Here is an 18,297-nt window from a genome sequence, read left to right on the forward strand (position 1 = left end):
TCAGCTCCGGGGGACCTGGCTCCACGGCAGCTCCCGGTCGCGACGGTCGTCGCCCGGGAGGCCGAGAACCCGCTCGCCCAGGATGTTGCGCATGACCTCGCTGGTGCCACCGGCGATGGCGTTCGAACGCGAATGCAAGAACGCCCGAGCGATGTCGTCCTTCTGCGAGCCCAGGCGGTCGGGGCGCGCCATCTCGTACGACGAGTACAGCGTCCCTTCAGCGCCCAACAGGTCGACGCAGAGCTCTTGGATGTCCATCGAGGTTTCGGCCCACGCCAACTTCCCGACGGACCCCTCGGGCCCCGGATTGCCCAGCGCACGGGCCTGGCGGGCCCGGAGGCTGGTGAGGCGGTTCACTTCGGACCTGATCCAGAGCTTGACGAGCTCGTCGCGCACGGCGGGCGACTTGCGCTCGGAGCGGTGCCACAGCTGAACCGCCGTGCCGATGGGGCCGGAACCCCGGGCAGGCGCGGCGGACGAGGTGATCGAGGCTCGTTCGTTCATCAGCGTGGTGACGGCCACGCTCCAGCCCCGCCCCACCTCTCCCAGGCGGTCGCTGTCGGGGATTCGGACGTCGTTCAGGAAGACCTCGTTGAACTCGGCCTCACCGGTGATCTGGCGGAGCGGCCGCACCTCCACGCCGGGGGCGTGCAGGTCGAGCACGAAGTACGTCATCCCGTTGTGCTTGGGCACATCGGGGTCGGTGCGAGCGAGCAGCATGCCCCACCTCGCCTGGTGGGCCAACGTGGTCCACACCTTCTGGCCGTTGACGATCCACTCGTCGCCGTCGCGGATTGCACGCGTAGCGAGCCCGGCCAGGTCGGAACCGGCGCCAGGCTCGCTGAAGAGCTGGCACCAGATCTCCTCGCACGTGAACAAGGGCCGGAGGTACCGCTTGCGCTGGTCGTCGCGCCCGTGGCTGACCACGGTAGGAGCGCCCATCCCCAGCCCGATGAGATTGCGACCCCGGTTGCTGGGCGCACCCGCCTCGCTGAGGCGGGCGTCGACCAGCTTCTGCATCTGCGGCGGCAGGTTCAGGCCGCCGTGGCCTTCGGGGAAGTGCACCCAGGCCAGGCCGCAGTCGAACTGCGCACCCCAGAACTCCGTCGGCGAGGTGCTCTCCGGGGGGAACTTGGCCAGGAGCTCGGCCACGCGGTCCTCCACCAGCTTCTCGACATCCACCGCGCTCATGTGTCCCTTCTCGGCGAGGCTGGGCGTCGCCCCGGGGAGCGACGCACGGAAAACGGCGGGCGACGCTGGAACAGCGTCGCCGGAGCTGTGCCCAGGGGGAGCGGGCACGTCCGAAATGTTAACGGTGTTTAACTTCTAACGTCAACCCCAGTGACAGGGCTTGACCTCCTGTGCAAGGCTGGGGTACTCCGGTAGTTAACGTTTGTTCGCTTTGTGCGCGAGAGCGCGTCTCTGAGGGAGACCCATGCCTGACGCCGTGACGACCGCGGAGCCGCTTCCCCTGGTCCACCCGGCCACCGAGGTCGTCGTCGTCTGCCGCTCGGCGCCCGCCATGGTCGACTTCTACACCCGGGTGCTCGGGTTCCGTGAGCGCACCTTGGTGGGCCGCCCGGGGGCAGGTATTTACCGGCTCACCCTCGGCCGCAGCGTCCTCCAGTTGGCCGACGCCGGCAAACGGGTGCCGGACAACGACGGCGGAGGGGTCGGCCTGGCCGAACTGACGGTGGCGGTGCACGACATCGACGAGGTGCTCGGCCGGGCTCTGGCGCGTGGGGCCGAAGAGACAGTCGACGGCGTCACCGTCTGGCGTGCCACCGACCCTGACGGCAACGCCCTGCGCGTTATGGCCGGCGACGGCCTCACCGAGTCGGCCTGTCGGTTGCACGTCTCGCTGGCCGCCGCCGACCCGGCCGCCACCCTCGACTTCTACCGCCGTCGCCTGCGCCTCCCCGAAGCGACGGCGGGCGACCCCCTGCTCGCCGACGACGAGGGCGTGCTGGCAGGCGACATGCGCATCGGCGTGAGGCCGGCCCCCCAAGGCGCCTCGCCCTTCGCCGACGGGCCGTGGGCGGCGGCCGGCTTGCGCTACCTCGTCGGCTTCGTGCACGACGCGCCTGCCCTCCACGCCACCTTCAGCGGTCGCGACATACGGCCGGTCATGGACCTACGCAACGACGGCTCCAAGGACGCCTTTGCTGTCGCTGACCCAGACGGGACGTGGTTCGAGTTCGTGTCACTGAGCGGAAAGGACAGCCGATGACGGCTCGGCACAACTTCGCCGACATCTGGGACGCCGTGGCGCGAGTGAAGGACGGCTCCCGGGCTGTTGTCCACGGCGATCGCATCGTCTCGTGGCGCGAGCTGGAGGCCCGCGCCGCCGGGGTGGCAACCGCCTTGGTAGAGGCCGGGCTTCCCCGACAGGCCAAGGTGGCGCAGTACCTCTACAACTGCCCCGAGTACGTCGAGAGCGTGTACGCCGCCTACAAGGCGTCCTACGTACCGGTCAACACCAACTACCGCTACCTGGACGACGAGCTCGTCTACTTGTGGACGAACGCCGACGTCGAGGCCGTGGTCTTCCATGGTTCTTTCGTCGAGCGCATCGAACGCCTCCGCGACCGAGTCCCCGCCGTGCGCTACTGGCTGTGGGTCGACGACGACACGGGACCGTGCCCGGCATGGGCCATGCCCTACGAGAAGGCGGCAACGAGCGCCACCTCGCTCGACCTGCCGTGGGAGCGAAGCCCCGACGACCTGTTGTTCCTTTACACGGGCGGGACCACCGGCCTGCCGAAGGGCGTCATGTGGGCCCAAGGGGACTACGCCGACATCTACAACGATCCCCTCGGCGGGCTGTTGGCGAACGCGGCCGACGTCGAGGAGATCGCCCGACGGGTGGACCGTCCCATGCCGGTGATGATGGCGGCCACGCCGCTGATGCACGGCACCGGCTTGTCGGTGCTCCATACCTCGCTGCTCTGCGGGGGGACGCTCGTGCTGCTGCCCTCGCGTTCGTACGACGCCGAGGAGATGCTCGACGAGCTGGCCCGCCACCGGGTGTTCTCCGTCAGCGTGGCCGGCGACGTGTTCATGCGTCCCGTGCTCGAGGCCTTGGCGCGGGAGCCGCATCGCTGGGATCTTTCGTCGCTGCGCTTCATCTCGTCGTCCGGTGCCATGTGGTCGGCAGCGACCAAGCGCGACCTGCTCGCTCACCTCCCACCGGTGACGCTGGTCGACGGCCTGGCCTCGACGGAGGGGGCTGCCTTCGGCAACTCGGTCTCGACGGCCGACAACGTGACGGAGACGGCGTCGTTCAAGCTGACCGAGCGGAGCACGGTGCTCGACGACGACGGCAACCCCGTCGAGCCCGGCTCGGGCGCGGTCGGCCGCCTCTGCAGCACGGGCTCGCTCCCGCTGGGCTACTACAAGGACCCCGAGCGCACGGCAGCCACGTTTCCTGTCATCAACGGCGTGCGTTATGCCGTGACCGGCGACTACGCCACCGTGGGCGCCGACGGCACCATCCACCTCTTGGGCCGCGGCTCGGTGTGCATCAACACCGGAGGCGAGAAGGTCTACCCCGAGGAGGTGGAGGAGGTGGTGAAAGAACACCCGGCGGTGGCCGACGCCGTGGTGGTCGGCGTACCCCACCCCCGTTTCGGCGAGTCGGTGGTCGCCGTGGTCGAGCCCGCTGAAGGCCAAGAGGTCGACGCCGATGCCGTCGTCGCCCACGCCAAGGGCCGACTGGCCGGGTACAAGGTGCCCCGGTCGATCGTCGTGGTGCCCTCGATGGAACGCACGCCGAGCGGAAAAGTCGACTACCGCCGGCTGAAGGAACTGGCGACGGCCCGCCTGGCCTGACGCCGCGAAGCCCTACGAGCGCTCAGCGGAGGAGATAGCGCGGCGGGCGCTTCTCCGCCAGCGACAGGCGCTGCTCCTTCTGGTCCTCGGTGAGCAGGGCGAGGATCTGCGTCCGCGTCTCGAGCTCGATGGCGGCCTCGAGTGACGACTCCATGCTCGACCACAGCAGGTTCTTGGTCATCCACACCCCGAACGGCGTATTGGCGCAGATCTCCTCGGCGAGATCGAGGGCGGCGTCCACCACGGCCCCGTCCGGGACCACCCTGCTGACCAAGCCGATGTCCACGGCCTCTTGTGCATCGACTTTGCGCGACGTGAGCACGATCTCCGCGGCTCGCGACATGCCGACCATGCGCGGGAGCACCCAGCCGAGTCCGAACTCGACTCCCGAGACGCCCATCTTGATAAGGGCGCCGTGGAACGAGGCCGACTCCGCGGCCAGCCGGATGTCGGCTCCAAGAGAGAGCACGAAGCCGCCGCCCGCAGCGGGACCGTTCACGGCGGCGATGATCGGCTGGGGCAACGACCGCATCCGGGGCAGGAAGCGGGTCCACCAGCGCTTCTGCGACGTCATCATGGCGTGGACCGGCCCCATGCCGTCCGTGGCCTCGATGCTGTGGGCCTCCTTCAGGTCGAGCCCGGCACAGAACCCGCGGCCCGCGCCGGTGAGCACCACCACGCGGGCGGTCTTGTCGGCCTCGATGCGGTCGAAGGCCGCCAACAAGTCGGTGACGAGCTCGTGGGTGATGGCGTTGAGGCGGTCAGGGCGGTTCAACGTCACCAGGTCGATACCCGGACGCACGCGCTCTACCAGGACGGTCGGCATGTTGTTCCCTCTGTCGTTCTCGGCGCAGTTCTCAGCGGAGCCGGCACCAGCCGGCAAGGACGGTGTCGCCTCGTTGCGTTTGCACCCGGTAGGCGATCTCGTCGCCTTCCCACACCGAGACCGTCAAATCGTCGCCTGGCAGCACCGGCTTGGTGAACCGGCCGAACATGGCAGCCAGCCGGCCCGGATTCCCGTCGCAGGCGGTTTGCACGAGCGCACGTCCGGCGAACCCGTAGGTGCACAGCCCGTGAAGGATCGGCGCCCCGAAGCCCGCCATCTTGGCGAACTTGGGGTCGGAGTGCAGCGGGTTGCGATCGCCGTTGAGGCGGTAGAGCAGCCCCTGTTCCGGGCGCACGTTGTACGTGACCGAGTGCGTGGGCGCGCCGTCCGGCTCCAGGACGTCGTCGGCCTTGCGCCCCTTCGCCTCAGGATCGGAGCCGACGCCGCGGAAGAACATCGTCGAGCGCGCCGTGAACAGCGGCGCATCGTCCTCCGCTCGGTACGCCTTCGCCTCGATCGTCATCGTCGTGCCCGTGGCTTTTGCTTCGACGGCGGTGATCACGGGCTCGATCCGCGCTCGGCCCTCGACAGGGATCTCCTCGAAGAGCTCGATCTCCTGGGCGCCGTGCACGCCGCGTACGACGACATCGGCTTCCAGTTGCAGTGCGTGCAGGGCCTGGACCTCCACCTCGCCACCGCACCCCGCGGCCAGCACGCCGAACGTGGGCAGCGCACGCTGCTGCACCTTGTGGGAGTTCTCGGTGGTGAACTCGAGCTCCGTCGCCGGGTCGAGCGCGCCCGCGCCGACCGACACTGCGTACAGCAGACAATCCTTTGAGCCCCACGACCGCTCGATGGTGTCGAGCTTCGTGCCCACTGCTTCAGGGCTGAGCCCCACGCCATTCCTCCTGCTCACGCGGCCCGCCATGGGATACGTCTGAAGGTAATGGTAACGTTCGTTAACCTACGTAGGCAAGGAGGCCGCCTCGATACATCCGGCCCTCCCCGTTTCCGCCTCTTCGGGCGTCGTCGCTCCGCTGGTGCACACGAACAACGTGCGCCCGTCGTCGCCACCCAGCGCACACGACATCGACGCCCCCGTCGTCTCGACGACATCGACGATGTTGCCGCCGGGAGCCACCCGCAGGACCTGTCGCCCCGCCCCGTCCGCTACCCAAATGTGATCGTCGGCATCGACGCACATGCCGTCGGGCGCCACGCCTGGCAACTCGGCGTAGATGCGACGGCCCGTCAAGTGCCCATCGCTCCCGACGTCGAAGGCGGACAGGCGTCGGCCGAAAGTCTCGGCGACCACCAGTGTGCGGCCCCCGCCCACGGCGACGATGCCGTTCGGCATGCGCAAGGGCTCGCCGGTTGCAGTCACCGTGCCGTCCGGGTCGACCATCAACAGCGGGGCGAGGGGCGGAGGCGGCTCACCGAACAGAGCGTCCACGCCGTGGTCGTCGATGTAGGCCAAAAAGTCGAACCCGTACTGGCTCACGTAGGCCCGGCCCCCGGGATCGACGTACATGTCGTTGACGTGGAAGGCGGCATGGGGCGAGAGGTCGGCGTGCTCGACGGCGGTGCCGTCCGGCTCGATGCGCACGAGCCGGCGTTCGACCATGGAGACCACGAGCAGGCGCCCGTCGGGCAACCACCCCAGCCCGGAGGGCTGGTCTACGCGGGCGACCACCTCGGGCTCGCCACCAGGCGCCCAGCGGTACACGGCGGGCTCGTAGAGGTCGGAAAACCACAAAGCCCCGGCGTGCCAGCGCGCTCCCTCGGGAAAGCGGAGGCCTGAGACCATGGTGGCAGAAGCGGGCACCGGATAACCGTAACGATTGTTAACACCACGAGCAAGGAAGTCGTTGCGCTGCCTAGGAGAACGCTGGTTTACTCACGGCGATGCCGACGCCGGACACGACCCGTGAAGAGGAACGACCGCCTGAGGTCTTGTACGAGATGCTCGGCCACGTCGCCCTCATCACCCTCAATCGCCCGCATCGCCGCAACGCGATCACCACGCCGATGCTTCGCCTGCTGTCGTCGCGCCTCGACCAAGCGGCGGTCGACCCCGAGGTGCGGGTCGTCGTGCTCACGGGCGCAGGCGACGGGTTCTGCGCCGGGCTCGACCTCAAGAGCCTCGACAAGGAGAACCGCTCCGGCGGAGACGCTTCGAAGTCGATGCAAAAGGCGGTCAGCGGCATCGGCCGAGCCGAGTTGCCGCCCGTCGTCCTGCACGAGCTCGCCAAACCCACCATTGCCGCTGTCCGGGGAGCCGCAGCGGGCTACGGGTTCGACCTCGCCCTCGGCTGCGATGTGCGGGTCGTCGGCCGGTCCAGCCGTCTCATGGGCAATTTCGTCACACGCGGGGTCGTTCCCGAAAGCGGCGGCACGTGGCTCCTGCCCCGGCTCGTGGGCCAGGCCCGCGCCGCCGAACTCGTCTTCCGAGGCGCCACGGTGACCGGCGACGAGGCTGTGGCCCTGGGGCTCGCCAACCAGGTCGTGCCTGACGACGAGGTGGTACCTGCCGCGCTCGCTCTCGCCGAAGAGATCGCCGCCAACGCTCCTTTGGCTGTGCAGGCGGCCAAACGGCTCTTGCAGGCGGCCGACCAGGACGGCTTCGAGGCCCACGTGCACCGGGTGCTCGACGTCACTCGCGAGCTGTTCGGCACGGCCGACTTTCGGGAGGGCATCGCCTCCTTCGCCGAGCGTCGGCCCCCGGTGTTCACCGGCCGGTGAGCAGCCTGACGAACCGACGCCCGCCAGTTCACGGCTGCTAGCGTCATGAGCATGCACACCGCCTGCCGCTCGCTTACGCGGGTCCGATGAGCGAGGCGCGCACCTCTACCGCGGCCGTCCGCCGGCGCACGCCGGCTCGGTCGCGTCGAGAGGTCATCCTCGAGGCCGCAGTCAACCTGTTCCGCGAACGGGGCTTCCACAGCACCGGCATCGACGACATCGGTGCCGTGGCCGGCATCTCCGGCCCCGCCGTCTACCGACATTTCGCCAACAAGGACGACATCCTCATCACCGCCTTCGCCCGCACCTGGGAGCGGATGATGGAAGGCGTAGCCGTCGCCCGCACAATGGAGCCGGCGGAGGCCGTCGAGACGCTCATGCGCTCGCACCTGACCGTGTGCATCGAACACCGGTCGCTCATCTCCTTGTGGACGTTCGAGCAGCGACACCTCCCTCCGAACTACCGCCGCGAAGCACGGCGCCAGCAGGACGGCTACGTGGGGGCCTGGATCGGCTACCTGAATGCGTTGCGCCCCGAGCTCTCTCGCGAAGAGGCCAAGCTCGCCGTGCATGCGGCGTTGGGGGTCTACCAGTGCATCATCGTCTTCGAGTACGACGTCGAGCGGGAAAAGCTCGAGGCCTTTGTGCTCAATGCCGTGCGCGCCACCCTGTTCGGCGACCTGTCACCGCCGCGCAAGCGCACTCGTCGCTGAGCGCAGGAGCATTCAGCCCGCCGGCTGGGGCAGGCCTGCAACCTGCTTGATCGCCAGTTCACGGCACCCCGCGTAGTCGGCCTTGGCGTTGGGGCCTCGCAACATCGACTCCACGATCACGACGTGGCGCGGGGCCTTGTAGCCGGCAAGGCGCGACTTCACGAACGTGACGAGCTCCTCAGGCTCGAGGACCGTTCCCCGGCTGGGCTCGACCACGGCGACCACGCGCTCGCCGTAACGGTCGTCGGGAACCCCGACGACCACGGCATCGGCGACGCCGGTGAACTCCTTGACGACCTCTTCGACCTCCTCGGGGAAGACTTTTTCGCCGCCGGTGTTGATGCAGACCGAGCCTCGCCCGAGCAGGTGGACCGTGCCGTCGGCGTCGACGATGGCGTAGTCGCCGGTCACGCCGTAGCGCACCCCGTCGATCACCGGGAAGGTCTGGGCCGACTTCTCCGGGTCCTTGTAGTAACCGAGGGGCAGCGGCCCCGTCTTCGCCAGTCGGCCTGGCACGCCCGATCCGGCCGCCACCGGTCGCAGTTCGTCGTCGAGCACGACGACATCGTCGCCGACCTTGAACGTCGCCGTGCCGTGTACGCCCTTTCCTGACGATCGGGAGTCGGCCACCAAGGGCACCTCGGTGGAGCCGAGCCGGTCCGTCAGGCGCAGGTGGGGCGCATGCCGGAGCAGCGCCCGCTTGGTCGGCTCCGAGAACATCATCCCCGCCGACGTGACCTCCTTCAACGAGTTGAGGTCCCACCGTTCCGGGTGGGCGTCGAGGGCCTCCACCAAAGGGCGGCCGAAGACGTCACCGGCGATGGCGAGCGCTTCGGCCCCGGTTCGCACTGCCTCGTCGAGCATCTCTTCTGCGTCGAACGAGCGTGACGGAAGCAACACGATCGTTCCGCCGGTGGTGAGGGTGACGTGCAGGAGGCCGAGCGCCGTGCCGTGCATCAGGGGCGGGCCGCACACCGTGGTGCGGCCCATGGGCCCGATCCGCTCGAGCAGCGTGTCCATCTCAGGCGCCGCCGGGAAGGCACCCCGGAAGATCGACTGGTTCATGCCGTCGAAGTAGTCGGACTGTCGCCACATCACGCCTTTCGGCATGCCGGTGGTGCCGCCCGTGTAGAGGAGGTAGATGTCGTCGGGGCTCGCGCCGCGGTCGTGAGGCAACGGCGGGCCGCTGTCGCGGAACGAGTCGTATGGGAGCGCCCAGTCGGGGCAGGGGCCGTCGCCGTCGTCGACCCACAGCCACAGGCGAACCCCGGGCACCCGCGTCCGCACCCGGTCGATACGCGCCGAGAACGTGCCGTGGAACACCACCGCCTCAACGTCGGCGTTGGTCCACAGGTACACGAGCTCGTCGTCGAGGTACCGATAGTTGGTGTTAACAGGAGTGATCCCGCTCTTGTAACAACCCCAGTACGACTCGATGTACTCGGTGCAGTTGTAGAGGTACTGCGAGACCTTGGCGCCCTGCTCGATCCCGGCGCCCACCAACGCTCCTGCGAACGCCGTGGCCCCAGCGTCGAGCTCGCCGGAACGGACCTGGCGGTCACCGTGCACCACGACGACTTTGTCGGGACGGGCTGCGGCGACGGCATCCCACACGTCGGAGAAGTTCCAGCCGGGCACGTCAGGCCTTCGCCTCGGACTCCCGATAGTCGCCGAAGGGCTTGTCGCGTTCCGAGAAGGCACCCTTCAGGTCTGCGGCAAGCTTGGCGTAGTACTCACGGGTGTGCTTCTGGTGCATGCCGAGCGCCTGCGTCTCCGTGTTGGCGCGCATGGCGTTGCGCATGCCCATCATCTCCATGCTGCGATGGACGACGCGCTTGTTCATGGCCAGCAGCTCGCCCGGGATCTGGGCGATGCGAGCAGCCTGGGCAAGCACCTGCTCTTCGAGGGTGTCGGCCGGAAACGCCCGGTTGGCGATGCCGGCCGCCACCGCCTCGGTCCCGCTCATCGAGTCACCCGTGAGCATGGCCTCCATGGCCCGCCGCATGCCCATCAACCAGGGGTGCCACACCATGTCAGGGGGCGAGATGATGCGCACAGGTGGATAGCCGAACTGGGCATCTTCCGCCGTGTAGACAAGGTCGCAGGCGGCGGCCAACTCGGTGCCGCCCGCGAGGCACCATCCGTGCACCTGGGCGATGATCGGCGTGGCGTAGTCCATGAGCTCGAACCAGCCCTCGACGAGATGACGAGGCCAGGCTCCATCGGCCGGAGGCGAATGGCGGGGCATGTTCTTGCGGGTGTCCTCACCGAGGTCGTAGCCCGCGGAGAAGCAACTGCCTGCGCCACGGATGACGACGACGCGCACCGACCGGTCGAGGTCGGCCTCGCGCAGGCGAGCGAAGAGCTCCCCGCGGAGCAGGTTCGACAGCGCGTTGCGCTTCTCCGGGCGGTTGAGGGTCAGGCGACGGACTCCCTCGCAAGGGTCGTCGACGAGGACAAGGGCTTCGGAAGTCATGGCGGTCACCGTGAAAGGGTCGTCAGCTTGAACTCGTCGAGCTCGCGCCAGTTGTCCAACAGGTCCAGGATGCGTTCGACGGCTAGGAATCCCCGACAACTGCGGAGAACCGTTCACGCATGACGCCAACCTAACAAGATTCCGCGATTAAGTAAACCGTGGTTAGCTTTAGGTCGAGGCCGCGCGACGCGCTCGCCGTGCGGCGATCCGGCGCCTTGTGTCGGCCACGTTGTGCCGGACGGCGCCGACGATCCCCTCAGGGTTGGCGACAGCAGTGAGCAGCAGGCCGAGGCCGCCCACCAGCAAGTAGTAGCGCCCGACGTGGATGTGGCGGTCGGAGATCACGAAGCCGATCCCGAGGGGGGCGAACGTCCCGGCCACCAAAGCCCCGGTCACACTGGTGATGCCGCCCAAGTAGGCGAAGGCGAGGTAGGCGAGTCCCACGAGAACGCCGAACGACTCGACAGAGAGTTGGCCTCGGCTGTATCCGACGAACGCTCCCGCGATGCCCGCGATGAAACTGGCCAGTCCGAAGGCAACGAGCTTCACGGCCGCCACGTTGACCCCGAGCGCCGCCGCAGCCCGCTCGTTCGAGCGCACGGCGAGCATGGTGCGCCCCGTCGCGCTCCGGATGAGGTTGGCCACCACCACGCCCAGAATCGTGAGGACCACGAGCACGAGCAGGCCGAAGCGCAGACGAACGATGTCGGAGCCTTGCCTGATGCCGAGGTCGAAGCCCAACAACGAGGCGTCGGCGATGGGGCTGCCGCTGGGAGGGATCAATTGCGGGTTGCGGAACACGAACTGCTCGATGGCGACCGCTCCGGCCAAGGTGACGACGGCCAACTGCGCCCCGCGGATGCGGACGGCAGGCACGCCGACGAGGACACCGAGGACAGCCGCGGCGCCTGCGGCCAGAAGCATCGACAGGGGGAACGGCACGCCGCCGTCACTTGCCACCTTGGAGAGCGTGAACCCGGCCACGCCCGCCAACGCCGTCTGGGCCAGCGATATCTGGCCCACCAACCCGGTGATGACGACGGAGGAGAGGGCGGCCATGGCGGCGATCATCGAGGTGATGATCCCGAAGCGGTAGCCCCCGTCGGTTATGGCGAGGAGCACGACGCCGCCGACGAACGCGGCGGCCAGGAGGGCGGGCCGGACCGTCGGCAGGACCACCTCGGGAAGCGCCAGCGCGTCGCCCTCGCCCCGTTGGGGCAGGCGCTTGCCCAGCAGGAACAAGGCCAGCACGACGAACAGGAAAGGCACGGCATCGCCTAAGCCCGAGGCCGCCCACGCCGGCCACCACGGCTTCGAGCTGACCAGCGTCACGATCGACTGCACGGCGCCCAACGCCAGCCCGGCGGCACAAGCGCCGCCCAACGAGGTCAGGCGGCCGAACAGAGCGGCAGCCAACGCGGGCACCACGAACAGCGTGTAATTGGTGGGGTTGATCCCGGTGGTGGGAGCCACGAGCGTGATCATGAAGCCGGTGATCATCGACGACAGCACCCACGTCGTCGCCGCCAGCCGATCGGGGCTGTAGCCGAGGATGGTGGCGGCTCGCTCGTTGTCGGCGGCGGCTCGCGTGGCGGTTCCGCTCAACGAGAAGCGGAACCACGCCCACATGGCGGCAGCCACCGCCAGTGCGATCACGGTCAGGTAAATGCGGTCGCGCGGGACGGACAGCGCACCCAGCTCCAGCGTCTCACTAGGGACGATCGACGCGGGCAACCGCGCCTCGGTGCCGAAGCGCAGAGCTACCAACGCCTGCATGGTCAACATGAGGCCGACGCCGGCGACGACCTTGCCGAGGGCGGGAGCCTGCCGGAGCGGCCGGAACACGAGCAGGTGGGCGAGCAACCCGAGGAGCCCGGCGGAGGCCACCCCCAAGGCGAGGGCGGCGGCGGCGTGCACGTCGTCTCCCAGATGCACGCGCGCCGCCACGGGCAGCACGTAATCACCGGTGGTGCGCAGCTCGTCGTAGACGTAGGCGGCCCACACGCCGAGCGCCCCTTGGGCGAAGTTGATGATGCCCGACCCCTTGTACGTGACGACCAGCCCGGTGGCGATCGCCGCGTACACCGAGCCGGCGCCGAGGCCGAGCAGGGCAAAGGCGAAGTAGTCCTTCACCGCTACGCTCCCCTGCTCGGCCTCGTCATCCGCACCTCAGGCTGCAGGTGCGAACGAGGACACGTCGACGAAGTCCTTGGAGACCGGGCGCATCACGCCCCCCTTGGCCTGGTACACCAAGGCGCTTGCGGCGCACGACGACTGGCCCTTCCACGCCGAGCCGTCACAGGTGAGCGTCCCGCCCATAAAGGCCGGGAAGCCCTTGGTGGCGCGAAGGGCGGCGAGGATCTTGGGCCCGGTGATGTCGCCCTCGATGGTGGCGAGGATGCGCCCCAGGTCCATGACGGCGGCGAAGAGCACCTGCCCGGTTGTGATGGCCTTGGCCTCGTTGCCGCTGGCCTTCATGGCGTCGAGGTACTCGCGGATCTCCTTGGCCTTGGCGGGAGGCGCGTCGTCCGGGGCGCTCGCCCACCAGGTGTCGGCGTAGGCGTAGACGCCATCGGCCTTGGCGCCGACCGTCTTGGCGAAGTCGAAGCAGGACCCGGCGAACACGTCACCCTTGAACGACGTGCCTCGTACGGCGTTGATCATCGAGGTGCACATGGCCTCCGACAGGCCGGCCGTGCCGATCACGTCGGGCTTCTCGGCCATTGCGGTGTTCACCAGCACCGTGAAGTCGGGTGACGACGGGCTGAAGTAGACCGGCTTGACGGTGATGCCGAGCTTCTTCGCCACCGGCTCCAAATTGTTGGTGAAGTACTGACGCGAGTTCGGCCCGTCGATCGACAGGTACACCAGCTTCTTGGCGCCCTTCTCGGAAAAGAACTTCAGAGGCACCGCGGCGATGGCCGGCAGCGCCGACCCGAGGAAGACGGCGTCGGCGCTTGTCTGCTGCTGGGGCCCGAACGGCACATGGCCGACCAGAGGGATCGACGCGCTCTTGAGGATGGGCAGCATGGCGTCGGTGCCGATGCCGATGCCCTCGAGCACGGCGACGACCTTGGCCTCGACGAACTTGTTGGCGCAATCGATGGCCTTCTCCGGCGAGCCGTCCACGTCGCAGCGGACGAGCTTGAGGGGACGTCCCTTCACGCCGCCGTTCTTGTTGAAGTGGGCTACGCCGACCTCGGTGGTGATGCGAGTGTCGGGGAACGACAGGGTGCCTCCCTCGGCGTTCACAAACCCGACGGGGATCTCCGGCCCGGTCGTCGCACGAGGTGCGTCGGCCGTGGGGCTGGTCTTGTCGTCCCCACATGCCGACCCGAGCAAGAGAGCGGCGGCGGCCACGACCGCACCCGCGCGTTTTCCGAACATCCAGTGCCTCCTATTGGCTGTTAACGCTGGGTGACGGTAACGGCTGTTAACTAACCGGTCAAGGACGGAACTCACATGCCGAAAAATGACTAGACCGGTTTGTGAACGCGGGATCAACCGAGATAGCCCGCCTCAAGCAGCGACCGGTTGCGCCGAAGTTCTTCACTGGTCCCCTGAAGGTGCACTCGGCCGTGGGCGAGCACGCAGGCCCTGTCGGCGACCTGGAGGGCGAGGCGCACATGCTGCTCCACGAGGAGGATGCCGACATTGCGCTCGGCGACGATGCGCCGGAGCACCGGAAGGAGCGACTCGACGACGACCGGGGCCAAGCCGAGGCTCATCTCGTCCACCAGCAGCAGCTTCGGGCGAGTGGCGAGTGCCCGTGCCAACGCCAGCATCTGCTGCTCGCCCCCGGAGAGCAGCCCGGCCCGTCGACCGAGCAACGGCTCCAATGCCGGGAAGTACTCGAGCACTTCCTCGGCGACCCGGCGACGACGGCTCCCCAGCCACAGGTTCTCGCCCACGCTCAGCCCGGAGAACAACGATCGGTCCTCCGGCACGTAGGCCAAGCCACGACGGGCAAGGCGGTTCGCCGGGGTGTGTCCCGACGCTCCCAGGACGGTGACGGAGCCGCCGAGCGGCTCGAGCACGCCCGCGACGGTGAGCAAGGTGGTGGTCTTGCCCGCGCCGTTGGGGCCAAGAAGGGCCACGATCTCGCCCGCATCCACGTGAAGGTCGAGGTCGCGGATAACCGGCACGCCCGCGTAGCCGGCCAACAGTCCCTGCACCTCGAGCACCCTGCTGCTGTTCATCGGGGAGCGCCGTCGAGCTCGCCGGAACCGAGGTAGGCAGCCACCACCGCCGCGTCGCTCCGCACCTCGGCGGGCGAACCGTGGGCGATGAGCTTGCCGAACTCGAGCACGTACACCCGATCGCACACCGAAAGCACAAGGCTCATGTCGTGGTCGACGAGCAACAGGCTGATGCCGCTGTCGACGACCGCGCGCAGCCGCTTGCCCAGCTCCTCGCTCTCCGCCGTGTCGAGGCCTGCGGCGGGCTCGTCGAGCAGGAGGACGGACGGCCGCATGGCCAGGGCGCGCGCCACGCTGACGTGCTTGCGGCGACCCTGGGAGAGCTCCGACGGGCGCCGGTCGGCCACGTCCTCCAGTTCGAGCAACCCCAGGGCCCAGTCGACCTGCGCGAGGTCACGCCGGCGGTTCGGTCGCACCAGGTCACCGAACACCGACCACCAGCGAGTCTGTTCGACGGCAACCAGCACGTTCTGGCGAACGGTGAGGTCCTCGAACAGTTCGAGCGACTGGAACGTACGGCCCAGGCGAAGCCTGGCGCGCCCGTGGGTCGTAGCGCGCGTGATGTCGCGCCCCTCCAGCACGACCTGCCCCGCGGTCAGGTGCGTGAGGCCGGTGACCGCGTCGATGCAGGTGGTCTTGCCCGCACCGTTGGGGCCGATGAGTCCGACGAGCTCGTGGGGCCGGACGTCGAACGAGACGCCGTCCACGGCACGGACACCGCCGTAGTGGACGGCCAGGCCCTTGACGTCGAGCAGCGGTTGGGGGGTGGGATGCGTTTCGATGCTTCGATGGTAACCACGGTTAATCCGTGCCTCAACGACTGGCCGACCTGTTTTTCGTATCCTTTGGGCAGCTACGTCGTGTTCTGACGCAACCGCACCTCACTGGACTTGGCTGCGGCCCCGCTCGATGACGGCGGCGCGATCCCGAGCCACATCGTCGGGTCGCGACGCCTTCCGGTACGCGGAGCGGGCCTCGGCCTCGACGGCAAACCCGTCGCCGACGGCGACCTCTGCGACCTTGCGCAGGGCCGCCAGCATGGCCACGGCCGCCTCAGGATCGACGCCCGCGATGTCTTCGGCGAGCGCCAAGGCCGCGGGCAGCAGCTCCGGGTGAGGGACCACCCGATTGACCAACCCGAACCGGAGGGCCTCGTCGGCCGCCATGAAGTTCCCGGTGACGCTCATCTCGATCGCCCGCCGCACGCCAATGGCGTGCGGCAGCAAAGCGGACAGGCCCCACCCAGGCAGAATGCCAACCCGCGCATGCGTGTCGGCGAACGACGCTCGTTCCGAGGCAACGAGGAAGTCGCAGCGCAGGGCGATCTCGAGCCCGCCGGTGACTGCTGGCCCGTTGACTGCACCGATCACCGGCTTGCGGGTCTGCGGCCACGGCCGCGAGTGCCACTTGCGACCACGGAGGCCGCCGCTCTCTGATGCAAGGGCGCCGAGGTCGAGGCCAGCGCAAAACGCCGGGTCGGCGCCCGTCAGGACGATGGCCCGAACCCTTTCGTCGGCGTCGGCTTCCCCAAGCCGCGCCACCAGGAGGTCGATCATCTCCCCCGTCAGTGCGTTCCGGGCCTCGGGGCGGTCGAGGGTGATGACGGCGGCGCGGCCTTCGAGGCGCAGGGTCACGTGCGACATGCCCGAGTTGTAGCACCTTTATCAGGGTTCACGGGCGGACTGGGGTGAGTCATCGTTAACATCTGTGCATGCGACAAGAGCAGGAGCCGGCGGGCCTCGGGGTCGAAGAAGTCGGGCCCGGGGTGTTGCGAGTGCAGCTTCCCGTCGACATCCCCGGGCTGGGCCACGTGAACACCTACGTCATCCCGGATCGACGCGGCGTCACGGTCGTGGATCCCGGCATGTCGCTACGCAAGTCGCGTAAGGCGCTGGTGCACCGCTTGCGGCTCGCAGGCGTCCGGCTTGCCGACGTGCACACGGTGGTCATCACCCATTCCCATCCCGACCACTACGGGGCGGCAGCCTGGCTCGCCGAGGCCGCGGGGGCCGAGGTCATGACCCACGCGGCCTTTAGCATCTCCTGGCTGCCCGACGACTGCGACGCGCACGTGCACGAGGTCGACCCTGAAGACCAGCCCGTCGGAAACCCCCACGATGGACCGACGCCTTGGGGCGGTGCGAAGTTCCGGCCGCCGCTACGCCACCGCCTCGTCCCCCGCTCTCGGCACCCACGACCCCGACGGCGGGTGAGGCATGGCGAGGTCGTCCGACTGGCCGACCGGGACTGGGTGGCAGTCCACACGCCTGGCCATACGCTCGACCACCTGTGCCTGGTCGACCCCGAACACGGGCTCCTGCTCTCGGGCGACCACCTCCTGCCCACGATCACGCCACACATTTCGGGGATCGGCACCGGGCGGGACCCGTTGGCCGCCTTTCTCGTGTCGCTCGACCGGATCGCCGCGCTCGCACCGTCGGTCGCACTGCCTGCTCACGGTCACCCCTTTGGCGACCTCGCGGTGCGGATCGACAGGCTCAAGGCGCACCACCACGGACGGCTGGAGGCATTGCGCCAGGCATTGGCCGACGGCGAGCCGGCGTCGGTTCCCGAACTCATGCGGCTGCTCTTCGCGCCCGCTCGGCAGGGGGCCATCGCCGAGAGCGAGACGTTCGCCCACCTCCAGCACCTCCACCACGCCGGGGTGCTGGAGCGCTACGACAAGGACGGCCGGCTCGTCTACCGGGCGGCTCCTCCCACCGCCGGCTTCCCGTTTCGCTGACGCTCGGAGGCGCCGCTGGGGTCCCGGTGAGCGCCCTCGGGGGACCGGCGAAATGCGGCACGGACATCTGAACGAGAAACGGTCGGAAGCGTTGCGGCTTCCGACCGTTTCCTCGTCAGCACTGCATTGAGACTGGAAGCTTGCTTCCAGAATTTGGTGGCGGGGGTGGGATTTGAACCCACGACCTTCGGGTTATGAGTCCGACGCGCCCCGTTCGGGTGGGTGTTGTCTGAACTCTTTCGGCCGCGTGCGCGCCGTGTGAGAGCGCAGTTCTCGGGTGTGGGTTCGGCAATGGACTCGAATACGCCACCGGACCGGGCCAGGAGTAAGCCAGGTGGCGGATGCTCGGGAGCGTCAACGGCGCCACGGTGTCGACATGGTCGAAACTGTGTCGCGGACCCTGTTGAGTCGTCTGCGCTTGGAGGATGGTGTGATGGAGGAGACGTCGCTCGGACGGGAGGCCGACTTCGCTCTGCCGGTCGGGATCGTCACGCTCCTCCTGGCCGACATCGAAGGGTCGACTCGCCTTTGGGAGTCGCGGGCGGCCGAGATGACGAGCGCGATCGCCGACTTCGACCAACTCGTCTCCGAGACGGTCGGCCTTCGGCGCGGAGTCCGGCCTATCGAGCAAGGTGAGGGGGACAGCTTTGTCGCCGCCTTCTCGAGGCCGTCGGACGCGGTGGCCTGCGTCTTGGACCTTCAACTGGCGCTCTCCGAACGCGATGGACCGATCCGCTTGCGCATCGGGCTCCACACGGGAGAGGTGC

General features: G+C 68.5%; 17 protein-coding genes. 6 read left to right on the forward strand and 11 right to left on the reverse strand.

Annotated features, from left to right (window positions below):
• Positions 1 to 1,191 carry an acyl-CoA dehydrogenase family protein gene (locus VM938_00705; GenBank protein ID HVF73537.1) on the reverse strand — a complete coding sequence of 397 codons (1,191 nt, stop codon included), beginning with the start codon at positions 1,189 to 1,191 and terminating at the stop codon, positions 1 to 3.
• A 244-nt stretch (positions 1,192 to 1,435) separates the two neighbouring features.
• Between VM938_00705 and VM938_00710 the strand changes: the two genes are divergently transcribed.
• Together VM938_00710 and VM938_00715 are read left to right on the forward strand one after the other, a co-directional pair.
• Entirely contained in the window at positions 1,436 to 2,230 is a 795-nt protein-coding gene (locus VM938_00710) for a VOC family protein (protein ID HVF73538.1), read from the forward strand.
• Positions 2,227 to 3,831 carry an AMP-binding protein gene (locus VM938_00715; protein HVF73539.1) on the forward strand — a complete coding sequence of 535 codons (1,605 nt, stop codon included), beginning with the start codon at positions 2,227 to 2,229 and terminating at the stop codon, positions 3,829 to 3,831. The genes VM938_00710 and VM938_00715 overlap by 4 nt, the downstream gene beginning before the upstream one ends.
• 22 nt (positions 3,832 to 3,853) lie before the next feature.
• On the opposite strand, the gene VM938_00720 is transcribed toward VM938_00715, so the two are convergent.
• The 3 genes from VM938_00720 to VM938_00730 all read right to left on the reverse strand — a co-directional run bounded on the left by VM938_00720 (position 3,854) and on the right by VM938_00730 (position 6,482).
• Complete coding sequence (locus VM938_00720; protein ID HVF73540.1) at positions 3,854 to 4,657, reverse strand: enoyl-CoA hydratase-related protein; 804 nt, start codon at positions 4,655 to 4,657, stop codon at positions 3,854 to 3,856.
• Positions 4,658 to 4,688: 31 nt separating this feature from the next.
• The gene (locus VM938_00725; GenBank protein HVF73541.1) at positions 4,689 to 5,555 is read right to left on the reverse strand and encodes a MaoC/PaaZ C-terminal domain-containing protein; all 867 of its coding nucleotides are present in this window, start codon (positions 5,553 to 5,555) and stop codon (positions 4,689 to 4,691) included.
• A 66-nt stretch (positions 5,556 to 5,621) separates the two neighbouring features.
• Positions 5,622 to 6,482 carry an SMP-30/gluconolactonase/LRE family protein gene (locus VM938_00730; GenBank protein ID HVF73542.1) on the reverse strand — a complete coding sequence of 287 codons (861 nt, stop codon included), beginning with the start codon at positions 6,480 to 6,482 and terminating at the stop codon, positions 5,622 to 5,624.
• 80 nt (positions 6,483 to 6,562) lie between these two features.
• On the opposite strand from VM938_00730, the gene VM938_00735 reads away from it, so the two are divergent.
• Positions 6,563 to 7,399, forward strand: coding sequence for an enoyl-CoA hydratase-related protein (locus VM938_00735; GenBank protein HVF73543.1), 837 nt, complete (start codon positions 6,563 to 6,565; stop codon positions 7,397 to 7,399).
• Positions 7,400 to 7,485: 86 nt separating this feature from the next.
• Positions 7,486 to 8,112, forward strand: coding sequence for a TetR/AcrR family transcriptional regulator (locus tag VM938_00740; GenBank protein HVF73544.1), 627 nt, complete (start codon positions 7,486 to 7,488; stop codon positions 8,110 to 8,112).
• A gap of 12 nt (positions 8,113 to 8,124) precedes the next feature.
• Here VM938_00740 and VM938_00745 read toward each other — a convergent pair whose 3' ends face one another.
• The 7 genes from VM938_00745 to VM938_00775 form a co-directional block, all read right to left on the reverse strand.
• Positions 8,125 to 9,750, reverse strand: coding sequence for an AMP-binding protein (locus tag VM938_00745; GenBank protein ID HVF73545.1), 1,626 nt, complete (start codon positions 9,748 to 9,750; stop codon positions 8,125 to 8,127).
• Position 9,751: 1 nt separating this feature from the next.
• On the reverse strand, positions 9,752 to 10,588 hold the full coding sequence (locus VM938_00750; GenBank protein HVF73546.1) for an enoyl-CoA hydratase-related protein: 837 nt from the start codon (positions 10,586 to 10,588) through the stop codon (positions 9,752 to 9,754).
• Positions 10,589 to 10,756: 168 nt separating this feature from the next.
• A complete protein-coding gene (locus tag VM938_00755; protein ID HVF73547.1) occupies positions 10,757 to 12,721 on the reverse strand; it encodes an ABC transporter permease in 1,965 nt (654 codons plus the stop codon).
• Positions 12,722 to 12,757: 36 nt separating this feature from the next.
• Positions 12,758 to 13,975 carry an ABC transporter substrate-binding protein gene (locus VM938_00760; GenBank protein ID HVF73548.1) on the reverse strand — a complete coding sequence of 406 codons (1,218 nt, stop codon included), beginning with the start codon at positions 13,973 to 13,975 and terminating at the stop codon, positions 12,758 to 12,760.
• Positions 13,976 to 14,088: 113 nt separating this feature from the next.
• Positions 14,089 to 14,787, reverse strand: a complete 699-nt coding sequence (locus VM938_00765) for an ABC transporter ATP-binding protein (GenBank protein ID HVF73549.1) — start codon at positions 14,785 to 14,787, stop codon at positions 14,089 to 14,091.
• Positions 14,784 to 15,494 carry an ABC transporter ATP-binding protein gene (locus VM938_00770; GenBank protein ID HVF73550.1) on the reverse strand — a complete coding sequence of 237 codons (711 nt, stop codon included), beginning with the start codon at positions 15,492 to 15,494 and terminating at the stop codon, positions 14,784 to 14,786. The genes VM938_00765 and VM938_00770 overlap by 4 nt, the downstream gene beginning before the upstream one ends.
• A gap of 174 nt (positions 15,495 to 15,668) precedes the next feature.
• Complete coding sequence (locus tag VM938_00775) at positions 15,669 to 16,430, reverse strand: enoyl-CoA hydratase (GenBank protein ID HVF73551.1); 762 nt, start codon at positions 16,428 to 16,430, stop codon at positions 15,669 to 15,671.
• Between the two features lie 68 nt (positions 16,431 to 16,498).
• On the opposite strand from VM938_00775, the gene VM938_00780 reads away from it, so the two are divergent.
• Complete coding sequence (locus tag VM938_00780) at positions 16,499 to 17,530, forward strand: MBL fold metallo-hydrolase (GenBank protein HVF73552.1); 1,032 nt, start codon at positions 16,499 to 16,501, stop codon at positions 17,528 to 17,530.
• 376 nt (positions 17,531 to 17,906) lie between these two features.
• On the forward strand, positions 17,907 to 18,297 hold a 391-nt coding region (locus VM938_00785; GenBank protein ID HVF73553.1), incomplete at its 3' end, for an adenylate/guanylate cyclase domain-containing protein.

Source organism: Acidimicrobiales bacterium (genome assembly GCA_035536915.1).
Lineage (GTDB): Bacteria > Actinomycetota > Acidimicrobiia > Acidimicrobiales > JAHWLA01 > JAHWLA01.

Excerpts from the sequence above, each read along its gene's own strand:
- VM938_00705 (HVF73537.1), bottom strand. The coding sequence starts at position 1,191 with ATGAGCGCGGTGGATGTCGAGAAGCTGGTGGAGGACCGCGTGGCCGAG.
- VM938_00710 (HVF73538.1), top strand. The coding sequence starts at position 1,436 with ATGCCTGACGCCGTGACGACCGCGGAGCCGCTTCCCCTGGTCCACCCG.
- VM938_00715 (HVF73539.1), top strand. The coding sequence starts at position 2,227 with ATGACGGCTCGGCACAACTTCGCCGACATCTGGGACGCCGTGGCGCGA.
- VM938_00720 (HVF73540.1), bottom strand. The coding sequence starts at position 4,657 with ATGCCGACCGTCCTGGTAGAGCGCGTGCGTCCGGGTATCGACCTGGTG.
- VM938_00735 (HVF73543.1), top strand. The coding sequence starts at position 6,563 with ATGCCGACGCCGGACACGACCCGTGAAGAGGAACGACCGCCTGAGGTC.
- VM938_00740 (HVF73544.1), top strand. The coding sequence starts at position 7,486 with ATGAGCGAGGCGCGCACCTCTACCGCGGCCGTCCGCCGGCGCACGCCG.
- VM938_00750 (HVF73546.1), bottom strand. The coding sequence starts at position 10,588 with ATGACTTCCGAAGCCCTTGTCCTCGTCGACGACCCTTGCGAGGGAGTC.
- VM938_00760 (HVF73548.1), bottom strand. The coding sequence starts at position 13,975 with ATGTTCGGAAAACGCGCGGGTGCGGTCGTGGCCGCCGCCGCTCTCTTG.
- VM938_00765 (HVF73549.1), bottom strand. The coding sequence starts at position 14,787 with ATGAACAGCAGCAGGGTGCTCGAGGTGCAGGGACTGTTGGCCGGCTAC.
- VM938_00775 (HVF73551.1), bottom strand. The coding sequence starts at position 16,430 with ATGTCGCACGTGACCCTGCGCCTCGAAGGCCGCGCCGCCGTCATCACC.
- VM938_00780 (HVF73552.1), top strand. The coding sequence starts at position 16,499 with ATGCGACAAGAGCAGGAGCCGGCGGGCCTCGGGGTCGAAGAAGTCGGG.